Source organism: Caulobacter sp. SL161, assembly GCF_026672375.1.
Classification (GTDB): domain Bacteria; phylum Pseudomonadota; class Alphaproteobacteria; order Caulobacterales; family Caulobacteraceae; genus Caulobacter.
Genome location: NZ_JAPPRA010000001.1, coordinates 1,622,489 through 1,644,752, shown reverse-complemented (window position 1 = coordinate 1,644,752; position 22,264 = coordinate 1,622,489). Strand labels below are relative to the sequence as shown.

Annotated in this window: 14 protein-coding genes and 4 pseudogenes; 8 read left to right on the top strand and 10 right to left on the bottom strand. The window is 67.7% G+C overall.

What is annotated here, in order from left to right; genetic code table 11:
- Nucleotides 1-252: 252 nt before the first annotated feature.
- Entirely contained in the window at nt 253-387 is a 135-nt protein-coding gene (locus OVA11_RS07985) for a hypothetical protein (protein ID WP_268066935.1), read from the top strand.
- On the opposite strand, the pseudogene OVA11_RS07980 reads toward OVA11_RS07985, so the two are convergent.
- Nucleotides 388-1,071: pseudogene (locus OVA11_RS07980) on the bottom strand (glycoside hydrolase 43 family protein); the annotation flags it as partial.
- 120 nt (nt 1,072-1,191) lie between these two features.
- Here OVA11_RS07980 and OVA11_RS07975 point away from each other — a divergent pair.
- The 4 genes and pseudogenes from OVA11_RS07975 to OVA11_RS07960 all read left to right on the top strand — a co-directional run.
- The gene (locus tag OVA11_RS07975) at nt 1,192-1,581 is read left to right on the top strand and encodes a VOC family protein (protein ID WP_268066934.1); all 390 of its coding nucleotides are present in this window, start codon (nt 1,192-1,194) and stop codon (nt 1,579-1,581) included.
- A gap of 106 nt (nt 1,582-1,687) precedes the next feature.
- A complete protein-coding gene (locus OVA11_RS07970; protein WP_268066933.1) occupies nt 1,688-2,449 on the top strand; it encodes a FadR/GntR family transcriptional regulator in 762 nt (253 codons plus the stop codon).
- 80 nt (nt 2,450-2,529) lie between these two features.
- The gene (locus OVA11_RS07965) at nt 2,530-5,379 is read left to right on the top strand and encodes a M14 family metallopeptidase (RefSeq protein WP_268066932.1); all 2,850 of its coding nucleotides are present in this window, start codon (nt 2,530-2,532) and stop codon (nt 5,377-5,379) included.
- 244 nt (nt 5,380-5,623) lie between these two features.
- Nucleotides 5,624-5,818, top strand: a pseudogene (locus OVA11_RS07960) (hypothetical protein); the annotation flags it as partial.
- A gap of 26 nt (nt 5,819-5,844) precedes the next feature.
- Here the strand turns inward: OVA11_RS07960 and OVA11_RS19805 are convergent.
- The 6 genes and pseudogenes from OVA11_RS19805 to OVA11_RS07935 form a co-directional block, all read right to left on the bottom strand.
- A pseudogene (locus tag OVA11_RS19805) lies at nt 5,845-5,920 on the bottom strand (hypothetical protein); the annotation flags it as partial.
- A 171-nt stretch (nt 5,921-6,091) separates the two neighbouring features.
- On the bottom strand, nt 6,092-7,876 hold the full coding sequence (gene ggt / locus OVA11_RS07955; RefSeq protein ID WP_268068926.1) for a gamma-glutamyltransferase: 1,785 nt from the start codon (nt 7,874-7,876) through the stop codon (nt 6,092-6,094).
- A gap of 19 nt (nt 7,877-7,895) precedes the next feature.
- Entirely contained in the window at nt 7,896-11,180 is a 3,285-nt protein-coding gene (locus tag OVA11_RS07950) for a TonB-dependent receptor domain-containing protein (protein ID WP_268066931.1), read from the bottom strand.
- Nucleotides 11,181-11,357: 177 nt separating this feature from the next.
- Nucleotides 11,358-12,352, bottom strand: a pseudogene (locus tag OVA11_RS07945) (FecR family protein).
- Complete coding sequence (locus OVA11_RS07940) at nt 12,316-12,909, bottom strand: RNA polymerase sigma factor (RefSeq protein WP_268066930.1); 594 nt, start codon at nt 12,907-12,909, stop codon at nt 12,316-12,318. The pseudogene OVA11_RS07945 and the gene OVA11_RS07940 overlap by 37 nt, the downstream one beginning before the upstream one ends.
- Nucleotides 12,910-12,995: 86 nt before the next feature.
- Nucleotides 12,996-14,648, bottom strand: coding sequence for an MFS transporter (locus OVA11_RS07935; protein ID WP_268066929.1), 1,653 nt, complete (start codon nt 14,646-14,648; stop codon nt 12,996-12,998).
- Between the two features lie 200 nt (nt 14,649-14,848).
- On the opposite strand from OVA11_RS07935, the gene OVA11_RS07930 reads away from it, so the two are divergent.
- Complete coding sequence (locus OVA11_RS07930; protein WP_268066928.1) at nt 14,849-15,466, top strand: peptidylprolyl isomerase; 618 nt, start codon at nt 14,849-14,851, stop codon at nt 15,464-15,466.
- A 6-nt stretch (nt 15,467-15,472) separates the two neighbouring features.
- On the opposite strand, the gene OVA11_RS07925 is transcribed toward OVA11_RS07930, so the two are convergent.
- Nucleotides 15,473-17,086, bottom strand: coding sequence for a leucyl aminopeptidase (locus tag OVA11_RS07925; RefSeq protein WP_268066927.1), 1,614 nt, complete (start codon nt 17,084-17,086; stop codon nt 15,473-15,475).
- A 473-nt stretch (nt 17,087-17,559) separates the two neighbouring features.
- Here OVA11_RS07925 and OVA11_RS07920 point away from each other — a divergent pair, with 473 nt between their 5' ends.
- Together OVA11_RS07920 and OVA11_RS07915 are read left to right on the top strand one after the other, a co-directional pair.
- A complete protein-coding gene (locus tag OVA11_RS07920; protein WP_268066926.1) occupies nt 17,560-18,732 on the top strand; it encodes a serine hydrolase domain-containing protein in 1,173 nt (390 codons plus the stop codon).
- An 87-nt stretch (nt 18,733-18,819) separates the two neighbouring features.
- On the top strand, nt 18,820-19,008 hold the full coding sequence (locus tag OVA11_RS07915; RefSeq protein ID WP_268066925.1) for a hypothetical protein: 189 nt from the start codon (nt 18,820-18,822) through the stop codon (nt 19,006-19,008).
- Between the two features lie 125 nt (nt 19,009-19,133).
- On the opposite strand, the gene OVA11_RS07910 is transcribed toward OVA11_RS07915, so the two are convergent.
- Both OVA11_RS07910 and OVA11_RS07905 read right to left on the bottom strand, forming a co-directional pair.
- Nucleotides 19,134-20,684 (bottom strand): tryptophan halogenase family protein, encoded by a 1,551-nt coding sequence (locus OVA11_RS07910; RefSeq protein WP_268066924.1) that lies wholly within the window; start codon nt 20,682-20,684, stop codon nt 19,134-19,136.
- Between the two features lie 9 nt (nt 20,685-20,693).
- Nucleotides 20,694-22,226: a tryptophan halogenase family protein gene (locus tag OVA11_RS07905; protein WP_268066923.1), complete on the bottom strand. Its 1,533-nt coding sequence runs from the start codon at nt 22,224-22,226 to the stop codon at nt 20,694-20,696.
- Between the last annotated feature and the right edge of the window lie 38 nt (nt 22,227-22,264).

Below are 22,264 nucleotides of genomic sequence, written 5' to 3'. Positions count from 1 at the left end.
ACCGGTGCGGAGCGTTGCTATGCGGCCTGACTCGTTGGATGTGTCGCCTACTCGGCGCACCCCACCGCGTCCGACACCTTTATGTGGAACCGGCTGACGACATCCCTCGGGTCGGGTCAGCCGGTTCTCTTTCCGGCCCATGCCATCGCGTCTCCCGGCCAAAGGTGCGGCTTGGATATTCGTTCAGCGTCCTGTCTGTCTTTCCTGAGCCCTTGACCCGCCCGTTCGAACCCGAGCACATAAGCCGCGATCATGCTTCCCACCGATTTCGCGCAAAGCTTTGACCTCAGCGGCTTCCTGATGCGGCGCCTGCTGCCGGTGGCGCTGACGCTGTATCTGTGGATGGGACTGGTCAACGCGTTGCGACTGACGCATCTGCCCTTCTGATCAGGCGGGCCATTGCGCGACGTAGTCGCGCTCCTGATAGTCGAACCAATCGAAATCCGCCGCCGTGGCCATGCCCGACATGTCCTGGCACGCCATTCCCACGAAAGCGCCGGTGAAATTGGGCGCGCCCGGCGCGGTGGCCTCGTCGGAGAGGATCGAGGCGTCAAACACCTCAGGCAGCCAGCGCCAGTCGCCGCCCGCTTGGCTGAAGCCAAAGCGCAGCCGCTCGAAATCGACCTCGACGCACAGGTCGACCGGCCCCGCCCCCAACGGGATCGGCGTCGTGAAGCTGTCGGCCTGGGGGCTGTCGGGCGTGCAGGTCATGACCCGCAGATGCTTGCCCGCCTCATCGTCGTGGGTGACGTGCAGATAGTGCAGCTTGGAGCCGTTGTAGTAGCAGACCAGACCCACCGCCTGCTGGAAGTGGGCGGGCTCGAAGTCCAGGCGCGTCGCCGCCGAATAGCAGTGCGCCTGCTGGCGTCGCGCCACCAGAGCCTGGGTGAAGACACTGCCCAGGCTCTCGCGCCCATAGAGGCGCAGAAACCCGGGCCGAGCGGTCAGGCTGAAGATCGCCTCCGGATAAGGGGTCCGCAGCCACTGGAAGTCGATCGGCAGCGTGGTCCCGTCGAAGTCCTCTCGAACCGGCGTGGTCGGCCAGGGTTGATTGACCAGGCCCGCGCCCGGCCGAACACCGACCAGCCATCATCAGCCCGGACGCACCTCGGTTCAAGCGCGCAAATTCCTGTGGCCGCAAAGCCTCGCCTGGATCACTCTCCAGCAACGCGACGCGATGGAGGAAACGGCATGATCGGTTACACCCTGGTGGGCAGCAACGACCTGGACAAGGCCAAGGCGTTCTACGACGATCTGTTCGCCGCGATCGGGGTCAAGCGCCTGATGGAGTTTCCGACCGGCGGCTGCGCCTGGGGCGCCGATTGGACCAAGCCGATGTTCGGCGTGGGCAAGCCCTACAATGGCGAAGCGGCCACCTTCGGCAACGGCACGATGATCGCCCTGGTGGTTGACGAGCGCGCCAAGGTCGATGCGCTGTACGGGAAGGCCATCAGCCTGGGCGCCCAGTGCGAAGGCGCCCCAGGCGTGCGCGGCGATGACGGCCCCCAGGCCTTCTACGCCGCCTATTTCCGCGACCTCGACGGCAACAAGCTGTGCGCATTCCGGGTAGGTCCGGCCTGATCCTGTGACGGCCGGGCGTGAGCCGAGCGCGCCGACGGTGGCGCCACGCCCGGTCATACAATAGGATTCGCGTGCGCCAACGTTGCGTTGGTGGGATCGCGGACACATGACGACATCGACGGCCGAAACCAAGAAACTCTACCAGCAGGTCGCAAACGCCATCGCTGACGCTATTCGCGATGGAACCCACAAGCCCGGCCAGCGCCTGCCGTCGGAACGCGATCTGGCAGAAGACTTCAAGGTCAGCCGCCCCACCGTGCGCGAGGCGATGATCGCGCTCGAGATCCGCGGCCTGGTCGAGGCCCGCCACGGCTCGGGCGTCTATGTCACCGACGCGCCGCGTCCCGAGACCCCGGCGCCCGAGCTCGACATCGGCGCCTTCGAGCTGACCGAGGCTCGCCGCCTGATCGAGGGCGAGGTCGCGGCCCTGGCCGCCGCCACCATCACCGACAGTGAACTGACCGAGTTGGCCGCGATCATGGACGAGATGGTCGCCGAGAACGACAACAACGTCCGCGGCGAGCGCGCCGATCGCCGCTTCCACGTGACCATCGCCCAGGCCAGCCGCAACAGCGCGCTGGTCACCGTGGTCGAGAACCTCTGGGACCTGCGGTACAAGTCGCCGCTGTGCCGCGCCATGCTGGAGCGCGCCCGGCAGGTGGGTGTGCGCCCCCTGATCGACGACCACCAGGAGATCCTGCTGGCCTTGAAGGAACGCAATCCCGCAGGCGCCCGCAACGCCATGCGCGAACACCTGGGCCGGGTGATCGACAACCTGCTGACCGCCACCGAGATCGACGCGCTCGAACGCGCCCGCAGCGAGGTGGCCGCGCGCCGCACGGAACTGGCGCGCCGCTCGGCGATCTAGATGTCGGTTTCCGCACCGGCCCGCTGAGCCGCAGGACCGCAACGTCTGTTTCCAAGCGAAAAAATGGGCTGGCCCGCCGGTTGCTCCGCAGGCGGAAATCCGGTCCTCCTTCGTCGGTCAGGCGAAGGCGCGCGCACAAGGTCGCGCCGGGGGCTCATGGGGCGAGATCAATGAAACGACATGCGGTGATGGCCGGGGCGGCCCTTGGCGTGGTGCTGGCCTTTGGCGTGCTGGGCGGAGCTACCGCGTCCGACCTGCCCTCGCCCGCCACGGCCTTCGCCCAACCGATCGGCAGCGACTACTTCCTGGCCGACTACACCGCCTATGAGGCCTATCTGAAGGCTCTCGCCGCCAAGTCCGACCGCATGAAGCTGGTCGACATGGGCAAGAGCGAGGAAGGCCGGTCGATGTGGATGGCGATCGTCTCCTCGCCCGCCAACCTGGCCAAGCTGGACCACTACAAGACCATCGCCCGCAAGCTGGCCAAGGCCGAGGGCGTCAGCGAGGCCGAGGCGCGCAAGCTGGCCGCAGAAGGCAAGGCCGTGGTCTGGATCGACGCGGGCCTGCACGCCAACGAGACTGTGACCTCGCAGGGTCAGCTTCAGGTTATCCACCAGATGCTGACCGCGACGGACGCCGAGACCCTGCGGTTCCTGGACGAGTGCATCATCCTGTTCGCGCACGACAATCCCGACGGGATGGAGATGATCTCCGACTGGTACATGCGCCACGAGGACCCCAAGAAGCGGGAGTTCGGCTCGCTACCGCGCCTGTACCACAAGTACATCGGCCACGATAACAACCGCGACAGCTTCATGTCGGCCATGGCTGAGACGACCAACATCAACCGCCAACTGTTCCGCGAGTGGTTCCCGCAGATCGTCTACAACCAGCACCAGACCGCGCCGAACGGCATGGTGGTGTTCGTGCCGCCGTTCCGCGATCCGGCCAACCACAACTACGACCCGCTGGTCATGACCATGCTGCAGGAAGTCGGCATGGCCATGCACAGCCGCCTGGTGGCCGAGGACAAGCCCGGCACCGGCGCGCGCAGCGCCGCCCCCTACTCCACCTGGCACAACGGGATGGAGCGCTCGATCGCCTATTTCCACAATTCGATCGGCCTGCTCACCGAGATCGCCGGCGGCCCGACCCCGACGACGATCAATCTGGTGCCCGAGGTGCAACTGCCCAGCAATGACCGGCCCGCGCCGATCGCGCCGCAGACCTGGCGCTTGCAGCAGACGCTCGACTACCAGGCCAGCCTGAACCGCTCGGTGCTGGACTACGCCACCCGCAACCGCGAGCGCCTGCTGTTCAACATCTGGAAGATGGGCGACAACAGCATCAAGCGCGGCAGCCGCGACACCTGGACGATCACCCCGACCAAGGTCGAGGCGCTGATCGCGGCCGGCAAGGAAAAGCCCCTGGCCGGCGCGCGCGGCGGATCGGCGGATCCGTCGCTTTACAAGACCATTATGCAGGCGCCCGAGCAGCGTGATCCGCGCGGCTTCATCCTGCCCGCCGACCAGGCCGACATGCCCACCGTGGTCGCCTTCCTGAACGCGCTGATCAAGGCGGGTGTCGACGTCGAGGTGGCCGACAAGGCCTTCAGCGTGCCCGGCAAGACCTATCCGGCCGGCTCCTACGTCGTGCGCACGGCCCAGGCCTATCGCCCGCACGTGATGGACATGTTCGAGCCGCAGGACCACCCGCACGACACCGAGTATCCCGGCGGTCCGCCCAAGGCGCCCTACGACGTCACCGGCTACACCCTGGCCTACCAGATGGGCGTCAAGTTCGACCGCGTGCTGGACGCCTTCGAGGCTCCCACCAAGCGCGTGCCCGACCTGATCAAGGTCAAGCCCGGCCAGATCAAAGGGGCCGGCGCGGCCGGCTGGCTGATCAGCCACGAGACCAACGCCAGCTTCACCCTGACCAACCGCCTGCTGAAGGCCGGCGCCAAGGTCCAGTGGGTGAAGAACGGCGCCAAGGCCGGGGGCGCGACCTTCGGTCCCGGCGCCATCTGGGTCCCGGCTTCGCCCGCCGCCAAGGCGGTGATCGACAAGGGCGTCAAGGACCTGGGGATCGACGCCTTCGCCGTGGCCGCCAAGCCCTCGGGCGCGACCATCGCGCTGAAGCCGATCCGCGTGGGCCTGGTCGACGTCTATGGCGGCTCGATGCCGTCGGGCTGGAACCGCTGGATGTTCGAGCAGTTCGAGGCCCCCTTCCAGGTCGTCTATCCGCAGCGCCTGGACGCTGGCGACATCGGCAAGGACTTTGACGTGCTGGTCTTCGCCGACGGTGTCGTGGCGGCTCCGGCGGGCGGTCCGTTCCGAGCGGGTCGTGGCGGTCCCCAGCCGAAGCCTGAGGACATTCCGGCCGAGTACCGGTCGTGGCTGGGCCGCGTGACCGACGAGAAGACGGTGCCGAAGATCGCCGAGTTCGTGAAGGGCGGCGGCACGGTCGTGGCCATCGGCGCCTCGACGCGTCTGGCCACCGCGCTCGGCGCACCGGTCGAGGTGGCCACGGCCAAGGTCGAGAACGGCCAGCTCAAGGCCTTCTCGAACCGCGAGCTCTACATCCCCGGCGCGGTGCTGCGAGCCAAGGTCGACCCCAAGCAGCCCCTGGCCTACGGCGCGGGCGAAGAGGTCGACGTCTTCTTCGACCGCAGCCCGACCTTCACGATCAAGAGTGACGCCAAGGGGATTTCGCGGGTCTCGTGGTTCGACAGCGACAAGCCCCTGCGCAGCGGCTGGGCCGTCGGCCAGGAGAAGCTGAAGGGCTCGACGGCGATGCTCGACATCACCCTGGGCAAGGGCAAGCTCTTCGCCTTCGGACCCGAGATCACCCAGCGCGCCCAGTCGTGGGGCACCTTCAAGTTCCTGTTCAACGGCCTGCTGTACGGGCCGGCGGTGAGCGGGAAGTAGGGGTCGCCGTTCTGGAGCCCTAAGCGCCCCCTCCGTCACGCGCTCAAGAGCGCGCGCCTCAGGATGAGGGGTTCAGCAACGGATTTCCTCATCCTGGGGTGCGAGCCGAAGGTGCGCCTCGAAGGACGCACCGCCCCAAAAGGCCGACCTCCCCGGCGAATGCCGGGGCCGAGATTCATCCGGGGCGGCTGGGGATGATGCGACGTCACGCGGCGCTACCGAGACAAGCGCTCAAGGGTTCGATCTGGGTCCCGGCGTTCGCCGGGAAGGTCGGGTTTCTGGAGGGAGGCTAGAGACGGTTCACGACCCATGGCGGACGTTCGAAAAATCCTCCCCCCAGAGGGGGAGGAGGCCGAAGGCCGGAGGGGGAAGTTCTGCCGAGCCGGCTTCCTCCCCCTCCGTCGGCTTCGCCGACACCTCCCCCGCTAGGGGGAGGATTTGATCTGCCATCCACCCATACTTGCCCCCTCCGCGCCTTCGGCGCTCCTCCCCCGGAGGGGGAAGAAGAAGCATGTACCTTCCGCCCCCTCTGGGGGCGGACGACCGCGAAGCGGTCAGGCGCGGGCCTGCGGCCTGTCCGACTTCCACCCTTCCACGCACTCTGGAACGTCAACTCGCCGCAGCCCTACCCCCAGAACAGAAGTCGGCGCCGGAGGGGCAGCTCCGGCGCCGACGGATCGCGTCCCCTTAGATCAGGGGGGGAGGTAGACCCTCAGGGCGCGATCGCCTCGGCCCCGGGACGACGCGGATCGGCGCCGCCCAAGAAGAGACCCTGTTCGATCATGATCGACTGGGCTGAGCCCATGGTCTCGTCCGAGGTTATGGGGTGGCCCATCGCCTTGAGGATGGCCACCGTGTCGGGATTGAAGTTCGGCTCGACGCGCAGGGTGTCGCTGGCGTCCTGGAAGATGCGCGGCTGATGGGTGGCCTCGGCCACGTTCAGCTTGAAATCGACCACGTTGACGATGACCTGCAGCACCGTGTCGATGATCGTGCTGCCGCCCGGCGTGCCGGTGATCAGCCACGGCTTGCCGTCCTTGAAGAGCATGGTCGGCATCATGGTCGACAGCACCCGCTTGCCCGGCTGCAGGGCGTTGGGCGGCAGCGTCCCGCCGGCCTTCTGAGCCCGCCAGGCGGCCTCGTGGGCGTAGTTGTTCATCTGGTTGTTCAGCACGAAGCCCGCGCCGGCCACCATCACGCCCGAGCCGAAATCAGCCCCCAGGGTGTAGGTGTTGGAGACCGCATTGCCCTCGGCGTCGGCGATCGAGAAGTGGGTGGTGTTGGGGCTCTCGAAGGCCCACGGATCGCCCGCCCCCAGCTCCTTGGCGGGCCTCGCCTTGTCGGGATCAATGAGCTTGGCGCGCTGGGCGCCATAGGCCTTGGACGTGAAGCCCTGCAGCGGGACCTTCACGAAGTCGGTGTCGCCCAGATACTTGTAGCGGTCGGCATAGGCCATCTTCATGGCCTCGGCCTGCAGGTGCAGGGTCTTGGCCGAGCCCAGGCCTGTGGCCTTCAGGTCGAAGGTCTCCAGGATGTTGAGCATCTCCAAGAGGGTCGCCCCGCCGGCGCTGGCGGGCGGCGAGGTCTTGACCGTCAGCCCCCGATAGCTCCCGACCAGCGGCTGGCGAATCTCGGCCTTGTAGGCGGCCAGGTCCTCAAGAGTGATCAGCCCGCCATGGGCCTTCATGTCGGCGGCGAAGCGCTGGGCGATCTCGCCGCGATAGAAGGCGTCGGCGCCCTTGTCGGCGATCTGGCGCAGCGACCAGGCCAGCTCGGGCTGCTTGAGGATCTCGCCGGCGCGATAGAGCGCGCCGCCCGGCTTGTAGAAGGCCTTCTTGCCCGCCTCGCTCTCGGACAGGCGCTCCTTGCCCCAGCTGAAGACGAAGGCTTCGTCGGGCGTCAGCACCACGCCGTCGGCGGCCAGGCGATAGGCCGGCTCGACCACCTGCTTCCAGGGCAGGCGACCGTACTTCTGGTGGGCCAGATGAAGACCCGCGACCGTGCCGGGGACGGTGGGCGCGCGGTAGCCGCGCGAGGCCACGTCGTCCACTTCCTTGCCGTTCGCATCGACGAAGGTCTCGAGCTTGGCGGCCTTGGGCGCCGTGCCGCGATAGTCGATGAAGACGGTCTCGTTCGTCTTGGCCAGATGGACCAGCATGAAGCCGTCGCCGCCGATATTGCCCGCGCGCGGCAGGGTCACGGCCAGGGCGAAGGCGGTGGCGACGGCGGCGTCCACGGCGTTGCCGCCCTGGCGCAGGATGTCGGCCCCGACCCTGGTGGCGATGGCGTTCTGGCTGACCACCATGCCGCGCTCGCCCACCACCGGTGAGCGGATGCTGGGATATTCCAGCAGCTGCTTCTTCTGGGCCAGCGCCTCGGACGAGACGATGGGCGAAAGCGCCAGGGCGAAGACGCTGGCGGCTGCGGCGAGAAGGCGGAAGGGTTTCAAGTCGAACCTCGCAAGACGGTACGCGCGAAGGAACGGGGCGACCGTCAGGCCGCCCCGCTGACAGGGGTTAGAACCGCTTGGAGAAGTTCATGTACCAGTAGCGGCCGGTCGCGTTGTACAGCGAGCCGTAGTAGCCGAAGTTGTTGGACGCCACCGGCGGATCCTTGTCAGCGATGTTGCGGACGCCGACGCGCACCGTGGAGCCGTCCAGGCGGCCTTCCTTGAACGCGTACTGGCCGTACAGGCTGACCGTCATCCAGGGCCGCATCTGGTAGTACTCGCCGCCGGTCAGGGTTGAGCCGGTGTCGTAGACTTCGCTGATGTAGTTCACGAAGGCGCCCGCGCCCCAGCCGTCCTTGCGCCAGGTCATGCTCGCGCTGCCGCGGAACTCCGGAGCGCCGCCCAGGCCGATCTGGTTGCCGGCGCTGGTGACTGTCACGCCCGGCAGCTTGCCGGCGGCCACGGCCTGCTGCAGCAGGGCCTCGGTCGCGCTGGGCGACTGGTCGAACTTCAGCAGCTTGGCGACGTTGAGGTTCAGGGCGAAATCGCCCCAGGCCGTGTCGTCCAGATCGTAGCTCAGCGAGAAGTCGACGCCCTGAACCATGCGCGGCTGCAGGTTCATGTAGGTGTCGTTGATGGCGCTGATCGCCCCCACCGTATTGGTTCCGACCGGCGCGTCGCGCACGACGTTCGGGTTGGACGAACCCTGCTGGCGCAGCAGCCAGTCCAGAGCGATCTGGTTGGCGCCGCCCAGAATGCCGATCACGCCCTTCTGGCGGATCGACCAGAAGTCGGTGGTCAGGGTCAGCTTGCCGTACTCCACCGGGATAAAGCGCGGCTGGTAGACGAAGCCCACACTGGCGTTGTCGACCTCTTCCGGCTTCAGGTTGTCGTTGCCGCTACGGATCTCGATGGTGCTGGCGCTGGGGCAGGTAGCGGCCGTCGGGGTGTTGATCCGGCAGGCCGCCCAGTCGGTGCGGGTGTTCGAGACCGAAGCGCCCTCACTGTAGAACTGCGGCAGGTTGGGCGCGCGGAAGCTCTGCGAGACCGAGCCGCGCAGCGAGAGGCCCTGGCCGACCGTCCAGAGAATCGCGCCCTTCGGCTTCAGCACATTGCCGAAGTCCGAATAGTGCTCGTCGCGGGCGGCGATCTGCAGGCTGATCTCCTCGACGAACGGGATGTTCATCTCGGGCGAGATGACCGGCACGGCCAGTTCGAAGAAGGCCGAGGCGATCGTGCGATCGGCCGAGACGTCGGGCGAGCCCGAGGCCCCCATTACGTCGGTGGCGTAGGTCAGGCCGGTGACGGTGTTGGTGTACTTGATCGTACCGTCCAGGCGGCGGTCGCGGTTGTCGTCGTAGGTTTCGCGGCGAACCTCGACGCCGGCCGCGAAGCCGACGTCGCCGCCGGGCAGCTGGAAGAGGTCCTTCTTGGACACCTTGAAGTCGGCCAGGGCCAGCGACGTCTTGCTGATGCGATAGACGTTGATCAGGAACGCGTTGATCGTGTCCTGGCTGTTGGGCGTGGCGTCCGCGCCCGAATAGTTGGTCAGCGAACCGCCGTTGAACGGGTTGTAGGCCGACGCGTCGGTGCGGTTCAGCGCCGCCTGGAAGAGCGTGTTGCTGATCGCGTTATGCGTCATGTCCTTGGTGCGGGCCTGCGAGTAGAGCAGCGCGCTGTCCCACTTCCAGCCGTTCCAGTCGCCCTTCAGGCCGCCCAGCAGACGATAGCTGTCGTCGGTCACGGTGTAGGTGCGGCCGCCCGCGTCGACCGGGCGGTAGTTGGTGATGTTCATCGCCACGCCGGTGGTCGCCACGCCGGTCAGACCCGACAGGCGGTTCGGATTGACCGAGCCGTCAGCCAGGGTCGTGGGACCAAAGGGGTTCCAGTAGGCGTTGGCCGCGATGCTGATCGGGGCCGTGCTCAGCGGCGCGGACTGCTCGCGGTTGCCGGTGAACAGCGCGTGGTAGTAGCCCAGCTCGCCATAGGCGGTGATCTCGCCAAAGTCGCGCTCGACCGTCGAGAACAGGTTCGTCCGCTCAAGGCCGCCTTTCAGCGAGCGCTGCGGGTTTTCGTCGTAGCGCAGCACGCGGCTGTTGGCGCCCGTGATGGTCCCGGCCCGGATGCAGATGTCGCCGGTGAGCGTCGCCGACGAGCAGCCGGCGGCGGTGTTGGACACCGGCTCGATGTGGAACACGCCCGTGGTGGTCAGGGCCACGCCGTTCTGACGCGGCGCCGTCGAGGTCGGGATCAGCGTGAACGCGCCCCAGGGGCTCGAGGTCGAGCGGTTGTCGAACGCCGTGTCGGCCGCCCAGGCGGTGCCGGCCATGGCGGCGCGGTGATCCTCGCTGGCCGAGTAGTCGCGCTCGCTGGCCATCAGACGGCTGCGGGCGGTGTAGGAGCCGAAGAAGGTCAGGCGCGTGCCGTCTTCCAGGCGCGTGCCGGCCTTCACGTTGAAGGTGCCTTCGCGATAGCTGGTGCCTTCGGAGCCGCCGACCTGGCCCTCGACCCGCAGGCCGCGGAACTTGGTGTCGAGCACGGTGTTGACGACGCCCGCGACGGCGTCTGTCCCGTAGATGGCGGCCGCGCCGTCCAACAGCACCTCGACGCGCCTGATCCCGGCGACCGGGAAGGCGTTGGTGTTGACGGTCTGGACCGGCACCAGGTTCTCGGTCTGGGTGCCCGGCGCCAGCACGGCGCGACGGCCGTTCAGCAGGGCCAGGGTGTTGCCGGTGCCCAGGCTGCGAAGGTTCAGCGAGGCCACGTCGCCGCGCGCGTCGTTCAGGTTGCCGGTCGTACGGGCTTCCTGGAACTGCACGTCACCGGCCTGCGGGATCGAGCGGAACAGCTCATCGCCCGAGACCGCGCCCGTGGCGATGATGTCCTGCTCGCCGACCACCGTGACCGGCAGGGCGCCCGTCGTACGCGCGCCCTCGATCTGCGAGCCGACGACGATCACCGCTTCGACGATCTGAGCCTCTTCACTCGTCGCGCCGGCCCCCGCGCTGGGGGACTGGGGGCGTTCGGCCGGCGCCTGGCGCAGGGTGATGGTCTTGCCGTCGTCTGACTGCACGACAAGGCCTGCGGCCATGGCCAGACGGGCCAGCGCGTCGGCGTCGGCGAGATCGCCGGTCACCGCCGGCGTCTGCTTGCCCGAAGCGGCCTCGAACGGGAACAGCACCTGCTTGCCCGATTGCTTGGCGAAGGCCTGCAGCGCGGTCACCGCGTCACCGGCCGGAATGTTGAAGGTGCGGCGAGCGTCCTGCGCCAGCGCAGGACCAGCCAGAACCATGACGGCGGCCGACGCCATCAGGAAACCGCGAACCGCGCGGCGACGAGTGTTGATGGTCATTTTCTTGTGTACCCCTCGGGAGCGGCCTCCATCCCCGTGGAGGACCACCTTCAAAGGATCGACGCACGCATGTCGGGTTTCCGCCAGTGGCGAAGGATCCTTTTTTGCCTCAATCCCACCGTGTCATCCCGGCCGGACCCCGGCGAAAGCCGGGGGTCCGGTTGGTAGGGAAGAGATCTATCCCTTGCGCGACAACCGGATATCACCGTCCGCGTCTTCCCACGCCTTGACCGGGAAGGCGTTGGTGACGGCGTCGACGAAGCTGCGCGGCTCGGTCGTCTGGAAATAGCCGGCCAGACGCAGACCCGCGATCGCGGGATCCACGATCCGCACCTGCTGCCGGTTGTAGCGGTTGAACTCGGCGGCGGCCTGCTCCAGCGACTGGCCGTTCAGCGCGATCGCGCCCTGGCGCCAGGCCAGAACGCGGTCGATCTCACCCTCGGAGATGGCGCGGGCGCGGCTTCCGGTGGAATTGTAGACAGCAGCGACGCCGGCCTTCAGGCGCAGCTCGTCCTTGGGCTCGGCGGGCTCGGGATCCAGCGCGACGGCGCCCTTCTTGACGGTCACGGCCGCGCCGTCGCCGCGCAGGCGCACCGCCAGTTCCGAGACGTCGTCGGCCCGGATCACCGCGTCTTGGGCGCGAACCACGAAGGGGCGAGCGTCGCGGGCCGCCTCGAACACCGCCTCGCCACGCACCAGACGCACCTCGCGCACGCCATGGCGGTAGCGGACCACCACCTTGCTGTCAGTGTTCAGCTCGATGCGGCTGTTGTCGCTGAGCACGACGACGCGGCGCTCGCCGATCGCCGTGGCGTAGGCCGTGCCGCCGCCAAAGGTGGTGACCCCGGCGACCGACAAGGTCAGGACCGCCGCAGCGGCCATGCCTCGCGCCCAGGTCGACTGGCCAAGGCGCGACAGCACGGGCGCCGCTCGGGCGCCAGCAGGTCGCGGTCGGGCCGCTCGGCCGGCGGGCGCAGCGCGCGCAGGCGCGCCAGCCGCGCCCAGGCGGCGGCCTCGCGTTCAAAGGCGGCTTCGTGTTCGTGGCTTTCGTCGCGCCAGGCCTCGAAGGCGGCGCGATCGGCGGCGGAACACGCAGCGTCGTCAAGCCGGACCACCCAGAGGGCGGCGGCCTGTCTTACCGCTTCGCGTCGTGATCCCGTCTCGCGCTCCATGAGCGTCCTTCGTCAACCTTACTCTTACGCCCGATACGTCGTCCCAACTTGTCGGAACAGTACCGGAGACCCTTCACCAAATGCTTCTCGACAGTAGAGACGGACAAACCCAGCCGAACCGCTATCTCATCCGGCGAGAGACTATAAACTTTTCTCAACGTGAAGACGCGACGACATTGCGTCGGCAGCTCCGCGATCGCGTCAGCCAGCAGGCGCAGCTCTTCGCGTGATTCGAGCACGGCGTGCGCACTGGGCGCCTCGTCCAGCGGCTCGATGCGATCGAAGTCGGCCACCGCCGTGATGGTCAACACTTTGCGGCGACGCAGCGCGTCCAGCGCGCAGTTGCGCAGGATGCGGGTGGCGAACGCGCCCGGATTGCCGACCTCGCGCCAGGTTTTACAGGCGATCGCGCGAGCGAAGGCCTCGTGAACCAGGTCCTCCGGATCGGTCTGTCCGTCGCGGCAGAACTGCCGGGCATAGGCCAGCAGATCGGGCTCCAGCGGCAGGATCTCCCGCCGGAACCAGGCGCGCCGGTCGTCGTCTTCTTGCGCCATCAACGCTCCCCTCAAGCTTCAGCGAAGCCGAAAGGGCGGCCGATGGCAACCCGGCGATGGCGTATCGCCGGGCGCTTTCGGATTATCGCCTAATCTTCGAGCCGGTTGTTGCGGGTGTCCTTGAGGAACAGCCCCCCGACCACCGCGGTGATCCCGGCGATGATCACCGGGTACCAGAGGCCCGAATAGATATCCCCCGTCGCCGCCACGATGGCGAAGGCCGTGGTGGGCAGGAAGCCGCCGAACCAGCCGTTGCCGATGTGATAGGGCAGCGACATCGCCGTGTAGCGGATGCGGGTCGGGAACAGCTCGACCAGCATCGCCGCGATCGGGCCGTAGACCATGGTCACATAGATCACCAGCAGCGCCAGCAGCCCGATCACGGCGGGCTTGTTGACGAGCGCGGCGTCGGCCTTGGCCGGATAGCCGGCGGCCTTCAGCTGCGCGCCGAGATCCGCCTCCCAGGCCTTGCGGGCGTCGACGAAGGCCTGGCCGGTCGCGCCCTTGGAATCGAGCCCCTCCAGCGTGACGTCGCCGACCTTGACCGCGGTGGGCGTTCCCGCCGGTGCGGCCTGCACGCTGTAGCTGACCCCGGCCTTGGCCAGATAGGCCTTGGCCACGTCGCAGGGGGTGTTGAACTTGGCCTTGCCGATCAGGTCGAACTGGAAGGCGCAGGTGGCGGTGTCGGCGGTCACCACCACCGGTGCGGTAGCCTCGGCCTTGGCCAGGACGGGGTTGGCGTAGGTGGTGATCGCCTTGAAGATCGGGAAATAGGTCAGCGCCGCCAGCAGGCAGCCCAGGATGATGATCGGCTTGCGGCCGATCTTGTCGGACAGCCAGCCGCAGATCACGAAGAACGGCGTGCCGATCAAGAGCGCCACGGCCACCAGGGTGTTGGCCAGCGCCCCGTCCAGCTTCAGCGTCTTTTCCAGGAAGAACAGGGCGTAGAACTGGCCGGTGTACCAGACCACCGCCTGGCCCATGGTCAGGCCCACCAGCGCCAGCAGCACGATCTTGAGGTTGGGCCAGTTACCGAACGCCTCGGCCAGCGGCTTCTTGCTGCCCTTGCCCTCGGCGATCATGCGCTCGAAGGTCGGGCTCTCATGGAGCTTCAGGCGGATCCACAGCGATACGCCGAGCAGCGCCAACGAGACCAGGAACGGAATGCGCCAGCCCCAGGCCTTGAACGCCTCCTCGCCCAGCTGGATGCGGGCGACCAGGATCACGGCCAGCGACAGGAACAGACCGATCGTCGCCGTCGTCTGGATCCAGCTCGTATAGAAGCCGCGCTTACCGGGCGGGGCGTGCTCGGCCACATAGGTCGCCGCGCCGCCGTACTCGCCGCCCAGCGCCAGACCCTGCACCAGACGCATCAGCACCAGCGCGATCGGCGCAGCCACGCCGATCTGGGCGTAGGACGGCAGAAGGCCCACGACGAAGGTCGAGACCCCCATCAACAGCATGGTGATCAGGAAGGTGTTCTTGCGGCCCCACAGGTCGCCCAGACGCCCGAAGATCAGCGCCCCCAGCGGCCGGATCGCGAAACCGGCGGCAAAGGCCAGCAGGGCCAGGATGAAGCCCGTGGTCTCATTGACGCCCGAGAAGAAGTGGCTGGTGATGATCGGCGCCAGCGAGCCGTAGAGATAGAAGTCGTACCACTCGAACACCGTGCCGAGCGACGACGCCCCCACCACCATGGTGTCGCGCCCCTTAGCCGGAGCGGCCTGGCTTTCAGCCCCCATACGCCTTCCCTTCCCTCTTAAACGCCGCATGTCGTCTGCGGTCGTCCCCAACGCCGCGACCCTAGCTCAGCGAACGCCAGTCTTGCGATGGGGAATTATGGTAGCGGTCACTTTTTTCTCAGCCGCCCTTCCCTCTTGATGGGGAGGGAGACAAATCGCGCCGCGCCGTGTCATCACCGCTGGAAACTCCAGGAGCCGCCATGACCGCTTCGAAGATCGTCCGCCGCGCCCTGATCGGCGCCCTGGCCGCCGCCCCGCTTCTGCTGGGGGCCGCCTCCCCCGCCCTCGCCGCCGGCAAGCCGCGCGTGGCGATCCAGACCGACAAGGGGACCATCGTCGTCGAGCTGGAGGACAAGAAGGCCCCGATCACGGCCGAGAATTTCCTGCGCTATGTCGACAAGCGCCGCTTCGACGGCGGCCAGTTCTTCCGCGCCAACCGGGCCAAGGGCGCGCCGGGCCAGGGCTCGATCCAGGGCCAGCCCAAGCCCTATTCGCGCCGCGCCCCGCCGATCGCCCACGAGAGCACGCTGAAGACCGGCCTCAAGCACAAGGCCGGCGCCATCTCGATGGGCCGCGACGCCCCCGGCAGCGCCACCGCCGACTTCTTCATCTGCGCCAGCCCCCAGCCCTATCTCGACGCCAAGCCCGGCAAGAGCGACGCCGCCCAGGGCTACGCCGTCTTCGGCTATGTCGTCGAAGGCATGGACGTCGTGAAGAAGATCCTCAGCGGCCGGACCGACGGCGCGACGAACGTGCCGTCGATGAAGGGCCAGATCCTGAACCCGCCGGTGAAGATCATCAGCATGAAGCGGGTTTAACCGGCGTCATCCGCCCCCATTGCCCGGCTCGCGAGCGACGGGGCGCCAGTCGCGCACGAAGCGTTCGAGCAGGCGGACCGCGAAACCCGCTGAGCCCGCCGCATTCCAGTCGCCCGCGCCGCTCCAGGCCATGTTGGCGATATCCAGGTGCGCCCAAGGGATGTCTCGGCTCACGAACTCGCCGATGAACCACGCGCCGGTGCTGGCGCCGCCACCGCCTTCGCCGGTGTTCTTCAGGTCGGCGATGGTGGAGGACATGTCAGTCCCATGAGACGCGTTGAGCGGCAGCCGCCACAGGCGTTCGCCCGTGGCCCGGCCCGCCGCATCGAGTTGCGCCGCCAAGGCGTCGTGCCGGCTGAACAGCCCCGCATAGTCGTCGCCCAGGGCCCCGCCGACCGCGCCTGTCAGGGTGGCGACGTCGACCACGGCCGCCGGCTTCAGATTGCGCTCGGTCCAGACGAGCGCATCGGCCAGGACCAGCCGCCCCTCGGCGTCGGTGTTGATGATCTCGATGCTCTTGCCGTTCATGGCCGTCAGGACGTCGCCCGGCCGGATCGCGCGGCCGTCGGGCATGTTCTCGGCGAGCGCGGCGACCGCGACCACGTCGACCGGCGCCTTGGATCGGGCCAGGGCCAGAACCGAAGCGGTGACCGCAGCCGCGCCCGACATGTCCATCTTCATATTGCCCATGCCGGCGGCCGCCTTGATGGAGATACCGCCGCTGTCGAAGGTGATGCCCTTGCCGACCAGGGCGATCGGACCGCCTGCGGGGGCGCCTTCACCCCGATAACGGACGGCCAAGAGACGCGGCGAACGCTCCGAACCCTGACCGACGCCCAGGAGCGCGCCCATGCCCAAACGCGCCATGGCCGGGACGTCCAGAACCTCGATCGTCACGCCCGGGACACCGGCGAAGGCCGCCCGCGTGCGCTCAACGAAGGTTTCGGGATAGATGACGTTGGCGGGCTCGTTCGACACGTCGCGGGCCCATGCCATGGCCTCAACGAGCGCCACGCCGCGCGCCTGGAAGCTCGACCGCGCCGCGTCCGGAGCGTCGGTGACGAGGGTGACGGGACCGCCCGGAACGGCGCTTCGACGCCCCGCCTGATAGAGGTCGGACCGATAGTGGCCGATGCCCATCCCGGTGGCGAAGGCCGCCACGGTCTCCGCCGGCAGGCCGCCCGCCAGGACCGTGACCGGACCGCGGTCGCTGACCAGGGCGCGGCCGACGACCGCGCCGCTCCACTGCGGGTCAGCCGCCGATGCGCCAAAGCCGACGACGACGATACGGTCCCAATCGCCGATCCCGCGCAGCGTCAGGGTCTGGCGCGCGCCATAGCCGAAGGCGGCCGACCGCAAGGCCCGTTCGATGGCCTGCCGTGTCCCGGCCTCCAGACCCGCGCCCCGCTTGGCGAGGTCGCCCGCCCCGGCCAGGGGCAGAACCAGCACGCCTTCGGCCTTCACGACGCCTTTGGAGAAGTTGACCGTGCGCGGCGCAAGGCTGGGGGCCTCCGCCGGACGCGACAAGGTCTGCGCGGCGGCCACATCGGGCGCGGTCACGACGAAGGCCCCCATCAGGGCGATGGCCGATACGGCGAGCGAGCGAGTGCGAGAGGTCATGTCCTTCATCTCCGGTGATGGGGCGGGTGAACTGGGTCAGTGGGTGCGGTCGGCAGGCTGCGTAACGGCGGAGGTTCAAACTGAAATGGAGACGCCCGGCGATCTATCCAAGCACGCCACATTGTGTGCGGTGGCGGCGTCGCCGTGAGCCAGGGACTGGATCCCAGAAGCGAACACCCTTTTCGAGGGCGAGATCGGAACGCTCGATCTGTCGATGGTGCTTTGGATCCCAATCCCTCCGCGACTGCGTCGCGTTATGATATAATGTATCATTCGCTGAGGTGAAGAGCCCGGTCAACGGCGGGCTTTGCGATGTCCTGTGCGCGCCGTCGATGCGGGGCCAGATCCTGAACCCGCCGGTGAGGATCATCAGCCTGAAGCGGGTGTGAGGGGGCGGTTGGAGACCGGACCTTGGCCGGAGACGGACAGGCCCGTAAGATCCTCCAAAGCGGCGAACGTCGGCGCTTCCTCTCATGACAGTGCTGACCGGCAACACCTATGAAGGCGCTATGCCCCTGACAGCAAAGATGTTCGCCCCCCTGACCGGTCAGCTCTTCTGGGCCATCCTGATCGCCCTATGCGTGTTGATCCAGCCGACCGGGCCGGCATTCGCGCAAGCCCTGAGCCGAGACGTGTTGCAGACCGAGGTCGCGTCCGCCTCGCGGCCCATGGCCCTGTTCGTGACGGGCAAGGGGGTCGCTTCGCCGTTCGCCGTGTCGAGCGCCGGCAAGGACGGCGTGGCCGCCGTTCCGGCCCTTGCACCCGACACGCCTGTTCGCGTCGCCAGCAATACGAAAACCTTCGTCGCCGCGACGGTTTTGCGCCTGTCGGAGCAGGGTCGTATCGATCTCGACGCCGCGATCGGGCCGCTTTTGACCCCGGGGCTTGATGAACTGCTGCGGAATGGCGGCTACGACACCCGCCGGATCACGGTGCGACACCTGCTCAGTCACAGCGCCGGGATCTATGATCACGCCCAGGACGAGCGTTACCTGCCCTTGGTGCTCTCGCAGCCGGGCAAGCGCTGGACCCGTGAGGACCAGGTTCGCCTGGCGGTCACGTGGGGCAAGCCCGTGGACCCGCCCGGCGCCGCCTTCCACTATTCCGACACCGGCTACATCCTTGTTGGCGACATCATCGAGCGGATCACAGGCCAGTCTTTGGCCAAGGCGGTGCGCACGCAGCTGCAGCTGGATCGCCTGAAACTGTCGTCGACCTGGTGGGAGATCTTGGAAGACAAGCCGCGCCGCGCCCCGCAGCGCGCGCGCCAATTCATCGGAGACGCCGAGGTCACCGATCTTGACGCCAGTGTCGACCTGCATGGCGGGGGCGGACTCGTCATGTCCGCCAAGGATCTCGCGATCCTGACGGCGGCGCTGTTCGAAGGCCGCCTGTTCGAGCGCTCCGAGACCTTGCAGGCGATGCTGTGGAAGGGCCCGCACAAGGGCGCTGACCGTTATCGCCTCGGCGTCTTCGTCGGGCAGGCCAACGGCCGCGACTACTATTGGCACAGCGGCTACTGGGGCACCGTCGCCTACTATGCGCCTGACGCCGGGATCACGGTCGCCGGCGTCACCAAAAACCAGGACGCCTATCGCGGGCTGGTGACGATTGTGCAGAAGGCAGCCGGCTTCGCTGCGCCTTGACGGACGCCTGGCGACATCGCCCCGGAATTAAGTGCACTGTCACCGTAATTCCTGGAGACTGGACCCTGGCGCTCCGATGATACCGAGGTGGAAGCGTTCGTCACGACCAACGGCAAGTCGCTGCGCCGCATCCCTCTGCGCTTCGATCCCGATACGGCGATCTTCGTCGCGAACGTGCCCGCCGACGCGGTCGGTCTTTACGAAGTCGAAGTGCGCGGCTGGATGAAGGCCAGCAACAACGCCGGTGTCGCGCGCACGGCCTTTTTTGTTCACTAGGGTGCCCATCCCAGAGGGATGCGCCGGGAGCACAAGGAATGCGTGCTCCGCGTCCCGCTTGGAGGGCAATCGCCAAGCGTCGGGCTTCTGGAGCGGGTTCAGGGTCCGTTCCTGGCGCTCCCCCCCTAAGCCACCGCCCCAAACGGCGCCACCACCGTCTCAGGCTTAGGCGCGGGGCAGTGCTTTTCCAAAAACTCCCCGTGGCTCGGCAGGCCCGCCACCTGGGCCGCCAGGATCGGGGCGGACTGGTCCAGGGTCTGGGTGATGACCTCGTAGGGCACGGTGTCGACCAGTTGCTGGTAGCGGCGCGGGCGCACGCCCATGCCTTCCATCACCGACTGCCAGGACGGGTTGCGGAACATGTCGTCGACGCCCTCGCGCAGCACGCCCTGGGCCTGGAACAGGGCCATGCGCTCCCGCAGGCTGTCGGGGATCGGGGCGTTGCGGACGTCGCGCCAGAACGGGGTGTCGTCACGCTGGGTCGTGCAGTAGTGCAGCACGATGAAGTCGCGGATCTCCTCATAGTCGGCGGTCATGCGGCGGTTGTACTCGGCCGCCAGGGCCGGGTCGAAGTCGCGGTCGGGCATGAACCGCAGCAGGAAGTCCATGCCGCGATAGATGAGGTGCAGGGCCGTCGACTCCAGCGGCTCGATGAAGCCGCCGGCCAGGCCAACGGCGACGACGTTCTTGTCCCACAGGCGCCGGCGCATGCCGGTCTTGAAGGCGATGAACATGGGGTTCATCAGCATCTGGCCTTCGACGTTCTGCACGAGGGTGGCGCGGGCCTCGTCGTCGCTGAGGTGGCGTGAGCTGAAGACGTAGCCGTTGCCGGCCCGGTGCTGCAGCGGGATGCGCCAGCGCCAGCCGGCGTCCTCGGCCTTGGAGACCGTGTAGGGGTGCGGCGCGCCGACATTTTCGGTCTGCACGACGACGGCGCGGTCGCACAGCAGCATGTCCGACCAGTCGTTGAACGGCACGTCCAGGGTCTTGCCGATCAGCAGCGACCGGAAGCCGGTGCAGTCGATGAAGAGATCGCCCTCGACCTCGCGACCGTCCTTCATGACCACCTTGGCGACCGAGCCGTCGGGATGGGTGACCACATCGGTGACGATGCCTTCCGTGCGCTTGACGCCCCGGGCCTCGGCGTAGTCGCGCAGGAACCTGGCCACCAGGCGCGCGTCGACGTGCAGGGCGTAGCTGGCCCCGGCGATCAGGGTGCGCTGGGCCTTGACCGGCGGGATGAACTTCCACTGGTCGGCCATCACCGTGCCGGGCGCGAAGTCCTGCAGGTTGGACGGGTGGCCGTTGGCCTTGGCGCGCAGCCAGCACTGATAGAACTCGTGCGGGCCGATCGGGCCGCCGATGGCGCCGAAGGGGTGGTAGTAGCGCTGGCCCTTCTGCTTCCAGTCCTCGAAGCGGATGCCCAGCTTGAAGCTGGCCTGGGTGGCCTGGATGAAGTCGCGCTCGTCGACGCCCAGGCTGGCCAGTAGCTGCAGGAACGGCGGGATGGTCGACTCCCCGACCCCGATGGTGCCGATCTCCTCGGACTCGACCAGCTCGACCGCGCAGCCGCCGTTCTGGAAGTAGTGGCTGAGCATCGCCGCCGAGATCCAGCCGGCCGAGCCGCCGCCGACGATGACGATCTTGCGAAGGGCGTTGGGGTGGGTGGTGGTCATGGGGGTGTCCTACTCCGCCGCGCTGGAGGCTTGGGCCGGCGCGGCACGACAGTACTGATCGAGGAACGCCTGGTGCGGCGGGGCCGAGGCGACCACCTCGCGGACGGCCTTGCGCATTTCCGACAAGGGGGCGCTCAGCGCCTTGGGGTCGACGCCGTCCAGGCTGGGATCGACGACCTGCGGCAACATCTCAAAGCCCGCATAGATCGCCATCCAGCTGGGCGGGGCGAACATCTCCCAGCGATAGCGCACGAAATGGCCGCGCCCAAGGAACAGGTCGATCTTGCGTTGCAGCGTGTCGGGCAGGGTCACGGCGTTGCAGTCGCGCCAGAAGGCGGTGTCGCCTCTCTTGTTGGCCCAGTAGTGCAGGATGATGAAGTCGCGCACGCGCTCCATCTCGCGGCGGGACCAGTCGTTGAACTCGTCCGCCAGCTCGGGCGCGAAGTCGCGGTCGGGGAACAGCGCCTTGATCTTCTCGATACCCGTCTCGATCAGGGCGATCGAGGTGCTCTCCAGCGGCTCGAGGAAGCCGGACGCCAGGCCCAGCGCGATGACGTTCCTGTTCCAGACCTGCTTGCGCCGACCGGGATTGAAGCGGATCAGGCGCGGTTCGTGCAGCAGCGGATCGGGCACGGCGGCCTTCAGCTCGGCCAGGGCGTCCTCGTCGCGGATGTGGCGCGAGGAGAAGACATAGCCGTTGCCGTAGCGATGCTGCAGCGGGATGCGCCAACGCCAGCCGGCGCTGTGGGCGGTGACGTCGGTATAGGGCGGCGGGTCGCCCTGCCCTTCGCTCTGCACGGCCCAGGCGCGATCGCAGAACAAAAGGTCGCTCCACGACTCGTAGCCGGTGTGCAGGGCCTCCTCGATCAACAGGCCCCGGAAGCCGGAGCAGTCGATGAAGAGGTCGCCCTCGACGGTGTCGCCGTTCTCCAGGTCCAGCGCGGCGACGAAGCCGTCTTCGGGACGCAGATTGACCTTGGTGATCTTGCCTTCGATGCGGCGCACGCCGTTGTCTTCGGCGACCCGGCGCATCAGCTGGGCGAAGAGGCCCGCGTCAAAGTGCAGGGCCCAGTCGAAAATCGACAGGGTCGAGGTCGGGTTGCGCGGCGGGGCCATGAACTTGCCGGCGGCGGCCAGCGACGCGCCCAGCGAATAGTCGGCGATGTCGGTGGGCTCGCCGGCCTGGGCGAGCTTGCGCCAATAGTGATGGAACGGAACGCCGCGCAGGTCCTGGCCGAAATGGCCGAAGGGGTGGATGAAGGACTGGCCCTCGCGCAGCCAGCCGTTGAAGCGGATGCCCAGCTTGCAGGTCGCTTGCGTGGCCCGCATCACCTCGATGTCGGACAGGCCCAGCTGCTGGTAGAAGCCGCGAATGGTGGGGATCGTCGCCTCGCCGACCCCGACCGTGCCGATCTCCTCGGACTCGACCAGGGTGATCTCCAGCGGACCGCCGTGGAAATGCCGCCGCAGCGCCGCAGCCGCCATCCAGCCGGCCGTGCCCCCGCCGACGATCACCAGCTTGCGGATCCGATTGTCCTGCATGGTCGCTCCCGGTTCCGGCTCTGTGTCCGGCTTGTCTT

What these genes read in the sequence shown, in the direction of transcription:
- OVA11_RS07985 (WP_268066935.1), top strand. Translation starts at nt 253, where the DNA reads ATGCTTCCCACCGATTTCGCGCAAAGCTTTGACCTCAGCGGCTTCCTG.
- OVA11_RS07975 (WP_268066934.1), top strand. Translation starts at nt 1,192, where the DNA reads ATGATCGGTTACACCCTGGTGGGCAGCAACGACCTGGACAAGGCCAAG.
- OVA11_RS07970 (WP_268066933.1), top strand. Translation starts at nt 1,688, where the DNA reads ATGACGACATCGACGGCCGAAACCAAGAAACTCTACCAGCAGGTCGCA.
- OVA11_RS07950 (WP_268066931.1), bottom strand. Translation starts at nt 11,180, where the DNA reads ATGACCATCAACACTCGTCGCCGCGCGGTTCGCGGTTTCCTGATGGCG.
- OVA11_RS07935 (WP_268066929.1), bottom strand. Translation starts at nt 14,648, where the DNA reads ATGGGGGCTGAAAGCCAGGCCGCTCCGGCTAAGGGGCGCGACACCATG.
- OVA11_RS07930 (WP_268066928.1), top strand. Translation starts at nt 14,849, where the DNA reads ATGACCGCTTCGAAGATCGTCCGCCGCGCCCTGATCGGCGCCCTGGCC.
- OVA11_RS07925 (WP_268066927.1), bottom strand. Translation starts at nt 17,086, where the DNA reads ATGACCTCTCGCACTCGCTCGCTCGCCGTATCGGCCATCGCCCTGATG.
- OVA11_RS07920 (WP_268066926.1), top strand. Translation starts at nt 17,560, where the DNA reads ATGACAGTGCTGACCGGCAACACCTATGAAGGCGCTATGCCCCTGACA.
- OVA11_RS07910 (WP_268066924.1), bottom strand. Translation starts at nt 20,684, where the DNA reads ATGACCACCACCCACCCCAACGCCCTTCGCAAGATCGTCATCGTCGGC.
- OVA11_RS07905 (WP_268066923.1), bottom strand. Translation starts at nt 22,226, where the DNA reads ATGCAGGACAATCGGATCCGCAAGCTGGTGATCGTCGGCGGGGGCACG.